The sequence below is a fragment of the Streptomyces agglomeratus genome, assembly GCF_001746415.1.
GTDB classification, from domain to species: domain Bacteria; phylum Actinomycetota; class Actinomycetes; order Streptomycetales; family Streptomycetaceae; genus Streptomyces; species Streptomyces agglomeratus.
Genome location: NZ_MEHJ01000001.1, coordinates 6,727,654 through 6,742,573, shown reverse-complemented (window position 1 = coordinate 6,742,573; position 14,920 = coordinate 6,727,654). Strand labels below are relative to the sequence as shown.

The 14,920-nt window shown below is 71.9% G+C and carries 6 protein-coding genes; all 6 read right to left on the bottom strand.

The features are described 5' to 3' along the window. Window positions 1-32 precede the first annotated feature (32 nt). Window positions 33-6,380, bottom strand: coding sequence for a type I polyketide synthase (locus AS594_RS29435; protein ID WP_079144343.1), 6,348 nt, complete (start codon window positions 6,378-6,380; stop codon window positions 33-35). Between the two features lie 129 nt (window positions 6,381-6,509). Beyond that, window positions 6,510-8,183, bottom strand: a complete 1,674-nt coding sequence (locus AS594_RS29430) for an NAD(P)/FAD-dependent oxidoreductase (RefSeq protein WP_256096819.1) — start codon at window positions 8,181-8,183, stop codon at window positions 6,510-6,512. 31 nt (window positions 8,184-8,214) lie between these two features. Further along, window positions 8,215-10,959 carry an AAA family ATPase gene (locus tag AS594_RS29425; RefSeq protein ID WP_069929847.1) on the bottom strand — a complete coding sequence of 915 codons (2,745 nt, stop codon included), beginning with the start codon at window positions 10,957-10,959 and terminating at the stop codon, window positions 8,215-8,217. 16 nt (window positions 10,960-10,975) lie between these two features. Then, the gene (locus AS594_RS29420; protein ID WP_069929846.1) at window positions 10,976-12,235 is read right to left on the bottom strand and encodes a cation:proton antiporter domain-containing protein; all 1,260 of its coding nucleotides are present in this window, start codon (window positions 12,233-12,235) and stop codon (window positions 10,976-10,978) included. 42 nt (window positions 12,236-12,277) lie between these two features. After that, the gene (locus tag AS594_RS29415; RefSeq protein WP_079144344.1) at window positions 12,278-13,561 is read right to left on the bottom strand and encodes an NAD(P)/FAD-dependent oxidoreductase; all 1,284 of its coding nucleotides are present in this window, start codon (window positions 13,559-13,561) and stop codon (window positions 12,278-12,280) included. A gap of 357 nt (window positions 13,562-13,918) precedes the next feature. After that, window positions 13,919-14,917, bottom strand: coding sequence for a dTDP-glucose 4,6-dehydratase (gene rfbB, locus AS594_RS29410; protein WP_069929845.1), 999 nt, complete (start codon window positions 14,915-14,917; stop codon window positions 13,919-13,921). Between the last annotated feature and the right edge of the window lie 3 nt (window positions 14,918-14,920).

The following is a 14,920-nucleotide window of genomic DNA, read 5'->3' as shown; positions in this document are numbered from 1 at the left end:
GGGGAACAGACAGGGCCGGGCGCGAGGCGGAGTCAGTCGGTGCCCGCCGGCGACGGCAGCCGCTCGCACAGTGCGTCGGCGAGCGCCCCGGCCGTGCCGTAGGACCACAGCAGCGTCGGGGACAGCTTGAGTCCGAAGGAGGTCTCCAGCCGGTTGCGGAGTTCCAGGCCCATCAGGGAGTCGAGTCCGAGTGTCTTGAAGGGGACCTCGGCGCCCACCCGCTCGGCGTCGAGCCGCAACACCCGTCCGGCGAGCCTGCGGATCTCCTCCTCGGCGGCCCGCACGCGGTCCTCCGGGGCGGTCAGCGACAGCCGGGCCAGGAAGTCGCCGCCGGCGGCGACCGCGCCCCCGCCGTCGCGCGCCGCGGCGTGCAGCCGCTCCCAGCTCCCGAGGGCGGCGGTGTCCGGGTAGGCGTCGAACCACTGGCGCAGCTGGATCGGCACGTACCCCGTCACCGGCTGGTCCCGGTCAAGCATCCGCACGAGCGCGGACCACGCCTCCCCGGGCGGGAAGCCGCCCATGCCGCGCTCCTCCAGACGCGCTCCGCGCTGTTCGTCGCTCGCCGCGAGGCCGACTCCGGTGAAGGGTCCCCACTGCACGCTGAGGGCGGTCAGGCCCCGGCGCCTGCGGGACTCGGCGAGGGTGTCGAGGTAGGCGTTGGCCGCCGCGTACGCGGCCTGTCCGGCATTTCCGACCAGGGCCGCCGCCGAGGAGAACAGGACGAAGAAGTCCAGCGGGTCCCCGGTGGTCGCCGCGTCGAGGTTCCGGGCGCCGGCGGCCTTCGGCGCCAGGACCCGCTCCACCTGCTGGGGCGTCAGGTTGCGTACGGTGGCGTCGTCGAGGAGGCCGGCTGCGTGCACCACACCGCGCAGTGGCGGCAGTTGGTCCCGTACCTCCGCCAGGGCGGCACGCAGGCCGTCCCGGTCGGCGACGTCGCACCGTACGGACCTCACGGAGGTCCCCGCGGCGCGCAGCGCCTCTATCCGCTCGGCGGCGGCCGGGGCGGGCTCGGACCGTCCCAGCAGGACGAGCGATCCGGCGCCGTTGGCCGCGAGGAATTCCGCGAGGCTCAGCCCCAGCGCGCCGAGACCGCCGGTCACCAGGTAGCTGCCGTCCGGGCGGAAGCGGCCGCCGGGCATGGGCAGCGGGGTCACCGAATCGACCGTGGACGGATCGACCAGGACGGTGCGCTCACCGCGGCCGCCGCTCAGGCCGGCGCGCAGCGCGTCGGCCGCCTCGGCGAAGGTGCTCACCCGGACGGGGAGCACGTCCAGCTTCCCGTCGGTGACCAGCTCCCAGGCCGCCTCCAGGGCGCACGCGAAGCGGCGGCCCCGGTGCTCCAGCAGACCGGGCAGGCGGACCGTGGAGAGGCTGACACCCCGTTCGAACGCCTCCGCGCCCAGGGCACGGCTGCCGGTGCCGCCGAACGCGATGTACCGGCCGCCGTCGGCCAGCGCGTCCAGCCCGCCGTCGCCGGGCAGCCCGGCGGGTGAGGCCAGGACGAGGTCGACACCCCGCCCGCCGGTGGCGGCCCGTACGGCGTCGGCCCAGCCGGGGTCCGTGAGGTCGACGACGTCGTCGCCCGCGGGCCCGTCGAGGTGGCCGTCACCGGCACCGCCGCCGGTGGTGACCATGACGCGGGCGCCCAGCACCCGGGCGACCTGCTCCACGGCGGGCCGGGCGGCGGCCGCCGACGGGAGGTCGATCAGTACCGTCTCGCCGGCCTCCAGCCGCCCCAGATCCGCCAGGGCGTACCAGGCGGCGGCCATCGGCAGCGGCAGCGCCGCGGCCTCCGCGTCGCCGAGACCGTCCGGGATCCGTACGGCGTGGTCCGCGCGTACGGTGACATGGCTGGCCAGGGCGCCGACGGCGCAGGCCGCCACCCGGTCGCCGGGAGTCACGAAGGTGACGTCGGGGCCGACGGCCGTGACGCGGCCAGCGCATCCGGAACCCAGTGGCAGCGCCTCGCCACCGCTCGCCGGCTGTGCTCCGAAGGCGCGGAGCGCGTCACCGTGGTCCATGGCGACCGCGTCGACGCCGATCTCGATCTCGCCGGGGCCGGGCGTGCGCCGGGCGAGCGGCAGGAACTCCACCGGCTCGCGGCCTCCGGGCCGGCGGGCGCCGGCCCGGAAGGGCTGCCGGCAGGTACGCGGGGCGGGCAGCGTGGCGGCGGGGCCGTCGTCCGGCAGGCCACGGGTGAGCCGGGCGGCGAGCCGCCGGCCCGCGCGCAGCGCCACCTGGTCCTCCGCGCCGTCTGCGAGGAGTTCGGCCGCCCAGCCGGCCGGGTCACCGGCGTCGGCGGGGTCGAGGTCGACGACGCGCGCCGCCAGTTCCGGGTGTTCGCGGCGCAGCACGCGGGTGAAGCCCCAGTAGAGCGCGCCTCCCGGGTCCGGGTCGTCGCCGGGGCCGGCCGCCTGCGCCAGGGTCGTGACGACGGCGAGCCGGGGCGGTACGGGCAGGTCGGAGCAGGAGCGGGCGAGTCCGGCGAGCCGGGTGAGCCCCTGCTGCTGGGCTTCCTCCCCGGCGTCGGCGTCCGGGGCGACGAAGACCACGGTCCCGGGGAGCTGCGTCGCTCCGTCCGGCAGTGCGGCCGTACCGGAGCGGGTCACCTCGGCGCCCGCCTCGGCCAGCGCGCGGGCGAGCGTGCCGGCCAGGCCGGCCTCGCCGCAGACGAGCCAGGGTCCGCCGGCCTGCTCCACCGCGGGCCGGGACGTGGTGCGTCCGGCGGCGGGGTCCGTGGTGGCGTCCGCCGTGCCGTCCGTCGTGACATCTGTCGCCGTGCCGTCCGCCGTGGCGTCGGCGGCGGGAGGGGCCGCGGCGGTGAGATCGGCCCACTCGACGCGGTGCAGCCGTTCGCCGTCCGACGCTCCGCCGCCCCCGGAACCCGGCAGCGGCATGAGTTCCAGCCCCTCCATCACCAGCAGCGGACGGTGCTCGGCGTCGAAGATCTCGATGTCGAACACACCGTCGGCGCGGCGCAGCGCGTGCGACCACACACGGGTGGCGGGTTCGCCGCCGTCGTCCAGCAGTTCGACGCGGTCGACAGCCGTCGGCACCACCGCCGTACCCGGCGCGTAGCCGTCGCACAGCGCGAGCGACGCCTGGAGCGCTCCGTCCCACAGGGCCGGGTGCAGGGCGCGGGAACGGTTGCCGGCGCGCAGCCGGTCCGCCAGAACGACCTCTGCCAGGGCCTGTTGGCCCGCCGGGTGCGTGTACAGGGTGCTGATCCCCTGGAAGGCGGGGCCGTACTCGAGGCCGCGTTCGGCCCACGTGCGGTAGAAACCGGCGGAGTCGACCGGGTCGAGACCGGTGTGCCAGTCGGGGAACGTGGTGGCGGGGCGGGCGGACGCGTGGTGACCGGCCCGCGCGGTGGCGTTCTCCTCCCACTCGCCGCCGCCTTCCGGCAGCGACATCAGCCGGAAGCCGCCGTCCGTCGCTCCGCGCCATTCGACGGTGAGCCGGGTCGCGTCCTCGGTGACCGCGACCTCCTTGCGGAACCGGACCTTCTCCAGGCGGCGGACGGCCGGACCGGGAAAGGCCCTGGCGGTGTTGACCGCGATCGCCAGCATGCCCGCGCCGGGCAGCACGGGCGTGCCGTACACCTTGTGGTCCTCCAGCCAGGTCGGGTCGGCCAGCGAGAGCTCCAGGGCTCCGTGACGTACGTCCGCCTGGCCGGGCGCCGGCAGGAGGGCGGCGTCGAAGCCGCGGGCAGCGCCGGAGCTCCTGGGCCGCTCGGCGGTCCAGTAGCGGTCCTCGCGCAGCGGGTAGCCGGGCACCGCCGGACCGCCGCGCCGCGGCAGCCCGCCGAACGGCTCCAGCCCGGCGACGTAACCGCGTCCGAGGGCGCGCGCGACGTCCGCGGGTCCGCCCTGGCCGCGGCGCACGGTGGTCAGTACGGCCGCCCGCCCGCTGTGGCCGGCCACCACCTGCTCGATCGCCGGAGCCAGTACGGGGTGCGGGCTGATCTCCACGACGTGCGTGATGCCGTCGTCGAGCAGGGCGCCCATCGCGTCGGCGAACTGCACCGGGCTCCGGAGGTTCTCCACCCAGTAGGCGGCGTCCATCTCCGGGCCATCGAGACGGCTCCGCCGTACCGTCGACATCAGGCCGATGCCGGCGGGGCGCGGCCGGACCGGCTCCAGGGCGGCCAGCAGGTCGTCGCGCAGGGGGTCCATCTGCGGGCTGTGCGAGGCGTAGTCGACGTTGACCAGCCGGCAGTACGTGCCCTCCGCCTCCAGCAGTTCCTTCAGCGTCAGCACGGCCTCCTTCTCGCCGGAGAGCACACACGAACTGGGGCCGTTGTGCACCGCGAGGGAGACGCTGTCCTCGAAGCCTTCGAGCGCCGCCAGAGCGGCGTCCCGGTCCAGGTCCACGGCGAGCATCCGCCCGAGCCCGGACGTGCGGCGGGCGATGGCGCTGCGCCGGGCCATGACGAGGGCGGCGTCCTCGTACGAGAGGACCCCCGCGAGCGTCGCCGCGGTGATCTCGCCCTGGCTGTGGCCGAGGACGACGTCCGGTTCGACGCCGGAGGCGCGCCACAGTTCGGCGAGGCCCAGCGACATGGCCCACAGGGTGGGCTGGAGCATGTCGATGCGGGTCGTCCACTCGTCGTCGGCGCGGCCCGCGAAGATGTCGAGCAGGTTCCAGTCGGTGTGCGGCCGCAGCGCTTCGGCGCAACGGGTGACGACCTCCGCGAACAGCGGGCTGTCGCGGAAGAGTTCCACCCCCATGCCGCTCCACTGCGAGCCCTGTCCGGGGAAGACGAACGCGGTGCCGCCGCGGCTGACGGCGGTCCCGGTCAGCAGGTCGGCGGAGTCCGGTTCGGCGTGGGGGGCGGCGGCGAGGGCGGTCAGGTCGCCGCGCAACCGCTCCGGACCCTCGGCGGCGACGATCGCCGCGCGCACCGGGAAGTGGTCACGGCGCCAGGCGAGTGTGCCGGCCTGCGCGGCGACCTCCTCGGCGGTGTCCGGCACGAGGGGTGCCAGGCCGGCCGCGCGCAGGCCGAGTGTGTCGCTGTCCTTGGCGGACAGCGGCAGTACGACGGGCAGTCCGGTCGCCCGGGACGGCACGGGGGCGTCGTCGAGGGCCGTCCCGGGCGGGCTCATGACGACGACGTGGGCGTTGGTGCCGCCCCAGCCGAAGGAGTTGACGCCCAGGTAGAGCGGGCCGGTGGCGGGCAGCGGTGTCCGCTCGCGCACCACCCGCACGTTGAGTTCGTCGAACGGGATGGCCGGGTTGAGTTCGGCGGAGTGCAGGCTGGGCGGCAGAACGCGGTGTCTGAGCGCGAGCAGGATCTTGAAGAGGCCGGCCATGCCGGCGCTCGCCTCCAGGTGACCGATGTTGGTCTTCACCGAGCCGATGAGCAGCGGGTCACCGCCGCGGTCCGCGCCCAGCACGCGGCCGATGGCCGTCGCCTCGATCGGGTCGCCGCGTCCGGTGCCCGTGCCGTGCGCCTCGATGTACGCGGGCGCGCCCTGCGGCACGGCTCCGCCGCCGTACGCGCGGCGCAGCAGGTCTTCCTGGCCCTCGGGGCTGGGGGTCACCAGGCTCTCGCCGCCGCCGTCGTTGTTGACGACGCTGTTGACGACGACGCCGTGGATGCGGTCGCCGTCGGCCAGGGCGCGCTCCAGCGTCTTCACGTACAGGGCGGCGACCCCTTCGCCGCGCACGAAGCCGTTGGCGGACGCGGAGAACGCCTTGCACCGCCCGTCCGGCGAGAGTCCGCCGAAGTGGGTGAGCCCGACCGTCACGTGCGGATCGAGGATGAGGTTGGTGCCGCCGACGATCGCGGCGTCGATCTCACCCTGCCGCAGCGCCTGGGAGGCGAGGTGCAGGGCGACGAGCGAGGAGGAACAGCCGGTCTCCACGGTCATGCTGGGCCCGCGGACCTTGAGGAAGTACGAGAGACGCGCGGCGATCACGTCGAGGGCGTTGCCGACGAGGCTGTGCGGGGTGGGGCGGGCCTCGCGCCCAGTGCGCAGGAGTTCGTAGTCGTGCCAGGAGGCGCCGACGTACACACCGGTGCGGGTGCCGGCGAGGGCGGCCGCGGGCTGCCCGGCGTCCTCGATCGCGCGCCAGCCCACCTCCAGCATCAGGCGCTGCTGTGGGTCGATGGCCTCGGCCTCGCGGGGCGAGATGCCGAAGAAGCCGGCGTCGAAGCGGTCGACGCCGTCGAGGAAGCCGCCGACGGCCTGGATCTCCTTCTCCGGGTCGAGCTGCCGCGAACGGTCCCATCGGTCGGCCGGGACGGGCCGTATGCCGTCCAGGCCGTCCATCATCAGAGTCCAGAGGCTGTCGACATCGGGCGCGCCCGGGAATTTGCCGGCCATGCCGACGATGGCAATCAGGTCCGCAGCGTCGTGATCTGAATTCGGGTCCATTCGCCGCCCTCTTGTCTCGCAACCAAATATCTGTGGAATGCACTTGACTTTATAACGGACCCGACAAGGGGAACACCCCTGACATTTCAGGGGTGTTCCCTACCGCCCCCTAGAGGGGACAAGGGGCGGTCACCTGAGGTCGCGCAGCCGTGTCCGTACGAGCCCCTTGCTTGCGTTGATCATCCGCTGGCCGATTTCCGGCGGTGCTTCCCTGCGGGACCAGACGGCATTCATCGCCATTTTGGCGGGGCTCATATTGAAGCAACGGGTGCTCTCATGGCCGAGCTTGAACCCGGGCGAGATGAAGTCGGCCTCCCTGATGTGCCGGAGAATTCGCTTCGCCGCCTCGCCGGGCGCGAGCGTTCCGGCTTCCACCGATTCGCACAACTCGCGGGTGAGAACACCCATCTCGTTGAATCCGGCGCTCACCGGCAGCGGCGATCCGGGGTGCTTGCTCTGTTCGAGCTCGTGGAAGACCTGCTCGCTGCGGGTGGTGTCGAACCGGAAGTACGCGTCCTCCAGCATCACGTTGCCGAGCATGGTGCCGAGCATCCAGGTGCGGTTGACGGCGTTCCACAGCTCGTAGTCGCGGAATCCCACGAAGGAGCTGTAGACGAGGTCGTCGTGGAAGTCGAAGAGCCCCTGCTGGAGGCTTTCCAGGTAGGAGAACCGGTCCAGCGACCAGTTGCCGTCGCGGGAGGCGGCGATCAGCCGCCAGCCGAGCGCGTTGACCAGCTCCATCGTGTTCGTCAGCCCGCGCGAGTACAGGGCGTCGATGAATCCCGCCGCGTGCGAGGTGAGGCAGAACCGCTCGCCCACGACCTGCTTGGCCGAGTACTGGAGCCGCCCGGTCGACACCCAGGGGCGGACGGCCTTGGCGCCCTGGAACTGCCAGGCGATCTCGGGGAACCGCTTGAGGAAGTCGTCGAACTCCTGCTCAGGGGTCTTGTCCCCCTTGGGGAAGACCCGGGGGTCGAGCGTGAGGCCGACGCTGCACAGCGGGTTGAGCGACTCCTCGTGGTTGTCGAACGGGATGACCCAGAGCCAGCCGCCGTCGAAGACGTGGTGCAGCGTGCCGTTGTGCCACGGATTCGGCTGCTGGTGCTGCCGGCCGTTGGGCGAGCGGTCGTACGGACGTACCCCGACCATGTGCGTGAAGAGGCTGCGGGAGTGGGTGCGCGCCCGCGTCGGTGTCTCGCGCAGGTCGAACTTCTCCGCGAGCGGCGAGCGGAAGCCGCTGCCGTCGACCACGTAGCTGGCGCGGAACTCCTTGCCCTGCTCGGTGCGCAGCACGGCGCCGGTGGCCGGGTCGATCTCGATGTCCGCGATGCGGGTCGCCAGTTGGGGGTGCGCGCCGTACTTCACGGCGAGGTGGAAGAGGTACGCGTCGATGTCCTGGCGGAACAGGTGCGTCTCGGTCCTGATGGCCGAGGGAACCACCAGCTGGTTGACCTCGGCCGGGTTCTGCGGCTGCCCCTCCCTGTGGTACACGAATCCGAAGTTCTGCTTCTGCCCGCAGTTGCGGGACACCTCCTTCCGGATTCCCTTGAAGCTGGAAAGCGCCTTCAGTTCGGGAACCTGGTACCGGTCGGCGATCAGCCGCGTCATACCTGAGGTGTAAGGAATGGTGGATTCACCGACGGCGAATCGCGGGTGGGTTCCCGCGTCGAGCAGCAGGACCTTGACACCGTTTCGGGCAAGTACCGCACCCAGCATGCCACCGGCCATTCCGCTGCCGAGTATCGCCACGTCGTACTGGTCGCTCGGCTTGTGCTTCGAATCCGTGCGCGGCAAGTCGCTCACCTGTCTCTCGTCGATATCCAGTGGTGCCTGCTCATCTCGCTGCCGCTTCCAGGAAGTACTTCTCCGGCAGTTCTCTCCGCGTCCGGATTCCCAGCTTCCGGAAGACCTTGGTGAGGTGCTGTTCGACCGTGCTCACGGTGACGTTCAGCTTCTCGGCGATCTCCTTGTTGGTCCGGCCGTGCGCGGCGAGGGCGACCACCCGGCGCTCCGCCCGGCTCAGCCGGTCCAGCGCATTCCCGCCGGCCGCGGCCGCGAGGCTCCCCGGGCCCGGTTCGGGCGACGGCGTACCGCCCCCGCACTCCCGTGCCAGCAGATCCGCCTCGTCCAGCGCGCCCCGGGCCCGCGAGGGCTGTCCGAGGAGAGCGTGTGTACGGCCCAGCTCGGCCAGCGCCCCGGAGAGCTGGAAGCGGTCGCCGCAGGAGCGGAAGTTGTCCACCGCGTCCGCCAGCAGACCGGCGCGGTCGGCGGGGCCGCTCGTCGCGGCGAGCACCCGCAGCGAGACGCCGCGCGCCCGTGAGAGCCCCTCCCCCGCGAGTTCCGCCTGCTCCGTCGCGAGTTCACGGGCCGACGGCATGTCCGACAGGGCCAGGTGCGCCCGCGCGGCGCTGCTGCGCCAGGGCACCAGGGCCGGCTGGTCGAACCCCCAGCGCATCATGAGCTCGCCGCAGCGCGTGAAGTCGTCGAGGGCGGCGTACGGGCGGCCCGTCTCCATGTGGTAGCACCCCCTGGCGTGCAGGTAGTACAGTCCGAAACGACTTGAGAACATGCCGTCGGGCACCGGTTGCGCCAGGTACTCGGCGGCGGCCGCGAAGTCCCCGGTGTCGGTGGCCGCCTGCACGAGATTGGCCAGCGGGCCTCCGATGCACACGCCCCAGCTGTCCGCCGGCACCTGGGCCAGCGCAGCCTCGGCCAGCGTCCGGGCCCGTACCAGGTCCCCCTGGCGCAGCGCGATGCCGGCCCGCAGCGACGCGAACTCGGCGGCCCACAGCGGCACCTGGCGGGCCCGTGCCTCCTCCAGCCAGTGGTCGCACCAGCTGGCGGCGGCGTCCGGCCGGTCGGCGAACGACAGCGCGGCCACCGCGCACATCAGCCACTCCTGGGTGTGCTTGCCGAGCCGCATGGCGCGCATCGCCGTCTCGGCGTCGGCGACCGCGGCCTCGCTGGGGCCGTGCGCCAGCACGCTCGACAGCGCCATCGCTCCGAGCGTGCGCGGATCGTCGCTCACCGGACCGCCGCGCGCCGGGGCCACGACCACCGGGTAGGTGACGGACAGCAGCTCCCAGGTGGCCCGTACCTCCGCCGCGGAGCCCGGATCGGCGTGTTCGTCCAGGTCGTCCATCTGCGCGACGGCGCGCACCGCCTCGTCGAACCGGCCGTGCCACAGCAGGTACTTGGCCAGCATCAGCGCGTGGCGGACCGGGAGCCGGCCGTCGCTGAGGGCGACGCCCAGCTCACCGAGGTGAGGGGCGCTGATCGACGGGTTGAGCATCCAGGCGGTGGAGGCCAGCAGGGCCCGCAGGGCGACCCGTTCGCCGTCGTCGGCCCCGAAGCGCAGGGCCGCCTCCAGGCAGGAATGGGCATCCGCCACCCGGTTGGCGTTCAGGTGCCGTTCGGCGGCCTCGCGCAGGACGGGCACCGCCCACGGCCAGGACCCGTTGCCCTCCCCGGCGCAGGCCCGCAGGTGACGGGCGGTCCGGGTGGCGGCGACGCCCTCCTCGTAGCACAGGACCGCGGCCTCACGGTGCAGGGCGGTCCGCTCGGCGGCGCTCAGTCCCTCCAGCACCGCCTGTGCGGCGACGGGATGCCGCAGCCGGATCCCGTCGAGGAAACCGGCCGTCTCCAGCGCCCGCGTGCCGCGGACGACGGCGGCTGTCTCCTGGCCGGTGAGCCGCGCCAGGAGGCCGGGCGCGCGGATGTCCCCGTCGAGCACGGCCAGCGCCTGGGTGAGCCTCAGCAGGGTGGGGCGCCCGCCGTGCAGGCAGCTGACCAGCGTGTCGCCGTAGGTGTCCCCGACCACCGGTGTGGCCGCGCCGTCGACATGGCGGGAGTCCTCTAGCAGGGCCCTGACGAGCAGGGGGTTGCCGCCGCTGACGCTGTGGCACCGGTCGGCGAAGTTCCGGGCCGGGGCCGTGCCGAGGTGACGGGCCAGCAGGGTGGCGACCAGGTCCGGCGACAGCGTTCCGAGCGTCAGACCGAGGTAGTTGGGCTGACGGAGCAGTTCGGCGTGCAGCTGCGGATGGGCGGGCCGGGACAGCGGGCACTCGGTGAGTGCCAGCACCACGCGCGCCTCCCGCAGCTGCCGGATCAGCTGGAGCAGCCAGTGCAGGGACAGCGGATCGGTGAACTGTACGTCGTCCACGCACAGCAGCACGGGGACTTCTTCGGCGGCCCGGACGACCTCGGCACGCAACTGGTGCAGGGCGTCCGTGGTGGCGGCGTCCAGCGTCTGGAGGACGTCGCCGGTCTCCTCGGCGCAGGCCCCGCGGGTCCGGCAGACGCTGTCGAGCAGCGCCGCGGCTCCCGGCGGAGCGCCGGCCGACCGCAGCAGCTGCTTCAGCACACTGCCGGGCGACCGGCGCTCCGCCCAGGAGCCGACGGCTCCCAGTACCAGGAAGCCCTCCGCCGACGCCTTGTTCTTCAGGGTGGTGAGCAGTTCCGTCTTGCCGCAGCCGATGGCTCCGCCGATCACCGCGGCGCCGCCGCCCTCGCCGCGGGCGCAGGCGTGGAGCAGCTCGGAAAGCTCGGACAGTTCGCGGTCCAGTCCGACCAGGCGCATGGTCTCTCCTCCCCTCCTAGGCCGACGAAGAGGCGGCGGGTTCCGGGTCTGCGGATCGGGGAACGCGGGGGACCTCCACGGGTTTGGTGTAGATGCGCGACAGCAGCGGCCCGGTCATCGCCGTCGTGACCACCGCCATGACGACCATCAGGGAGTACAGCGAGGTGTCGAGCAGGCCGAGTTGCAGGCCGACACCGAGGATGACCAGCTCGGTCAGGCCCCTGGTGTTCATGAGGACACCGAGAGCCGTCGCCGGCCGGGCCGGCAGTCCCTGGCTGCGGGCGCCGAGATAGGTACCGCCGAACTTGCCGGCCACCGCGACCACGAGGATCACGCCCAGTTCGAGCAGCTCGCCGGCGCGCAGGGCACCGAGATCGACCTTCAGGCCGGCCACCACGAAGTAGACCGGCAGGAGCAGGGAGGTGACCTGTCCGGTGCGGTCCTCGATCTCGGTCCGCAGGACCGTGGTCTTCTCGCGCGGCATGATCGCGCCGAACAGGAAGGCACCGAAGATGAAGTGCATGCCCATCGCCTCGGTGGCCGCCGCCGACAGGAGCACCCCGATCAGCACCATGGCGAGGTGCCAGGGGGCGAAGGGGACCCCCTCGCCGTTCTTGACGAAGACCGCGCGCAGCAGAGGGCGTACGGCCAGCATCATCACCAGCACGTACGGGACGCAGAGCGCCACCCGCCAGTGGCTCCCGCCGCCGCCCGCCGCCGCCTGGACCGCCGCGAGGGCGGTCCAGGCCACGACGTCCACGGACGCCGCGGTGGTGAGGGCGATGCCTCCGAGCGCGGTCCTGCTGAGGCCGCGTTCGGTGAGGATCCTGGCGAGTACGGGAAACGCCGTCACCGAGACGGAGAGTCCGATGAACACCACGAACGCCGCGGTGTGCCGGGCCTCGTGGGTGCGCAGCAGGTAGAAGGCGAGGCCGATCCCCAGGAGGAAGGGCGCGACGGTGGAGCCCACGATCGCGCCCCCGGTGACCCGGCTCCTGCCCCGCAGCGTGGCCCGCTCCAGTTCCATGCCGACGGTGAACATGAAGAGCGCCACACCGAGATCCGCCATGGCGGTCAGCAGGGGCCGGATGTCGGACGGGAACAGCGTCTCGGAGACCACGCCGCTGAACAGCGTCGGCCCGAGCAGAATGCCCGCGAGGATCTCCCCCACCACGGCGGGCTGGTTGAAACGGGCCGCGAGATGGCCGAGAAGACGCGCCAGAAGGAGGATCAGCCCGAGATCGATGAAGAGTAATTGCACCTGGTGACTGGTCATAGCCGACGTGTCCCGCTCGTCCCTCTCTCGCCGTGGGCAGGGTCAGTTCTTCGCTACGACGGGCTCGGCCTCGTCCATGTCCTCGATGAGGTCGTCGAGGGTGATCGTGAGCATCGGGTGCTTCCCGCTGAGTCCGGAGATCAGCTGGACGAAGTTCGCCGAAGGGGTGCGCTCGCGGTCCGGGTCGACCATCTCGGACGCGAGGGAGTGGTAGAACTCCTTGTACTTCGTACGGTCGTAGAACCGCTCGACGAAGGTCCGGATCTCGTCGAAGAAGCCGCGGTACGAGGTCACGTAGCGCTTGAGCGCCTGCTCCTCGATCTCCGGGTGCTTGATGATCTGGTCGATGATCCTCGACAGGGTGCTGCCCGCCAGGGTGGCCAGCGCGACACCGGTGGAGAACAGCGGGTCGACGAAGGCGGCGGAGTCGCCGACGCACACCCACCCGTTGCCGTTGAAGCTCTGGCTGGTGTACGACCAGTCACGGGCGGTGCGCCAGCCCGCGGACTGGTTGGCGCCGGCCAGCATCTTCTTGAGCTTGGTCGACTTCGCCGCCTCGGCCTTGAACAGCGCCTCCAGCGACTGGCCGTCCTTGTTCGCCGATTCCGACCGCGTCACGTAGCCGACGCTGATGGTGCCCTTGTCGATCGGGATGGCCCAGAACCAGCCCTCGTCGAGGCCCTCGATGAGGATGTTGGTGTACTCGTCGCCCGGGAGCCGCTCGCAGTTGTCGAAGTACGTCCACACCGCGACGTTGCGCAGCTCCTCGTGCCACGTGATGTCGGCGTACCGGCGGCTGAGCAGCCGGGCCTGGCCGGAGGCGTCCACCACCAGCTTGGCCCGCGCCTCGTGCACGCCGTCCGTGCCGCGCAGCGTGTAGCGGACGCCGGTGACACGGCCGTCGGTCTCGATGGGCTCCTTGACAGTGGCTTCCTCGATGATGAACGCGCCCAGTTCACGCGCCCGGTCGAGAATCAGTGAGTCCATGTCCGCGCGCCGCGTGTGGTACGCGTATTCGTGCGTTCCGCCCTCGATGAACGAGAAATTCCACGGCACCTGCGCGTTGCCCCAGACCAGGGTTCCGCCGTACTTGCGCTCAAAGCCGCGAGCGTCCATGCGCTCGGTGATGCCGAGTTCCTGCATCGGGCGCATGAACGCGGGAATGAGCGATTCACCGACGTGATAGCGGGGGAACCGGTCGCGGTCGAGCACGAGAACACGGTGCCCCCGTTTCGCGAGAAGTCCCGCGGTGGTCGAACCGGCCGGCCCGCCGCCTATGACGATGACGTCGAATTCTTCAGGTACCCCGAAGAGAGTGGACGACATTACACATCCTCCTAGCTAGAACGGACGCGCACCGCTTCGTGCGGGACGCACATCGGCATTCCTCAGAGTCTGGTGCCTGGTGCATGAAGGTCTTCTGGAGTACGTCTGGATACCTACTCCGAGAGGGCTTCAGAGCCGGTCGCCTGCCGGTCGGCGGCATGGAAGCACACATCTCTCCGGATCCGCCCGGACCTTGCCGGGGGGAGCGGGACGCGCCGGCTGCCGCGCTCGCGGGCGCGGGGAGTTCCGGTTGTGTCCGCACACTCGGAATTCGGGTGCCGCATTTTTGCCCTTCCGCGAATTCCGGGCGGCCTTCCTTACTGCTCTATTGAGTGTGGACGCGCACCCTCACCGGTGTCATCTCCCGTATTGCTCTGGCGGATTCACCGGTGCCGGCCCGTGGGCCGCCCACCAGTCGGGGTTGTCCCGGTACCAGGCGACGGTGTCGGCGAGGCCCTGCTCGAAGGGCACGGCCGGCTCGTAACCCAGCTCCTCCCGCAGCTTGGTGCCGTCCAGGGAGTAACGCCGGTCGTGCCCCTTGCGGTCGGCCGTCAGACGTACGCGGTCCGCACTCGCGCCGCACAGGCTCACGAGCGTGTCGGCGATCCGGCGGTTGGTCATCGGCGTACCGCCCCCGATGTTGTAGACCTCGCCCGCCCGCCCCTTGGTGAGGACCAGTTGGAGCGCCCGGCAGTGGTCGTCCACGTGGATCCACTCGCGGACGTTGGACCCGGTCCCGTAGAGCGGCACGGGATCGCCCTTGAGCAGTCTGGTCGTGAAGAGCGGGATGAGCTTCTCCACGTGCTGGTAGGGCCCGTAGTTGTTGGAGCAGCGGGTGACTGAGACGTCCAGTCCGTGCGTGTGCCAGTACGAACCGGCGATCAGGTCGCTGCCAGCCTTGGTCGCCGCGTACGGCGAACTGGGCACCAGCGGCCACTGCTCGGTCCACGACCCCTCGTCGATCGACCCGTAGACCTCGTCCGTGGACACGTGGAGCACCCGCGGCACGCCCGTGCGCAGGCACGCCTCCAGCAGGGTCTGGGTGCCGCCGACGTTGGTCCGCACGAACTCCGCGGGAGCCTTGAGCGAGCGGTCCACGTGCGACTCGGCGGCGAAGTGGACGACGGCGTCGTGCCCCGGCAGCAGCTCCAGCAGTGTCGCCGCGTCGCACACGTCCCCCCGCACGAACGAGAGGCGGGGGTGGTGCGCCGGCAGGTTCGCGCGGTTGCCCGCGTAGGTGAGCAGGTCGAGTACGGTCACTTCGGCGTCCTCGTAGCCCGGGTACGCCCCGTTCAGCATCGCCCGCACGTAGTGCGACCCGATGAAGCCCGCCCCGCCCGTCGCCAGGATTCTCATTCG

Coding starts and splice junctions, on each gene's coding strand:
- AS594_RS29415 (WP_079144344.1), bottom strand. CDS start 13,561: ATGTCGTCCACTCTCTTCGGGGTACCTGAAGAATTCGACGTCATCGTC.
- AS594_RS29425 (WP_069929847.1), bottom strand. CDS start 10,959: ATGCGCCTGGTCGGACTGGACCGCGAACTGTCCGAGCTTTCCGAGCTG.
- AS594_RS29420 (WP_069929846.1), bottom strand. CDS start 12,235: ATGACCAGTCACCAGGTGCAATTACTCTTCATCGATCTCGGGCTGATC.
- AS594_RS29435 (WP_079144343.1), bottom strand. CDS start 6,380: ATGGACCCGAATTCAGATCACGACGCTGCGGACCTGATTGCCATCGTC.
- rfbB (WP_069929845.1), bottom strand. CDS start 14,917: ATGAGAATCCTGGCGACGGGCGGGGCGGGCTTCATCGGGTCGCACTAC.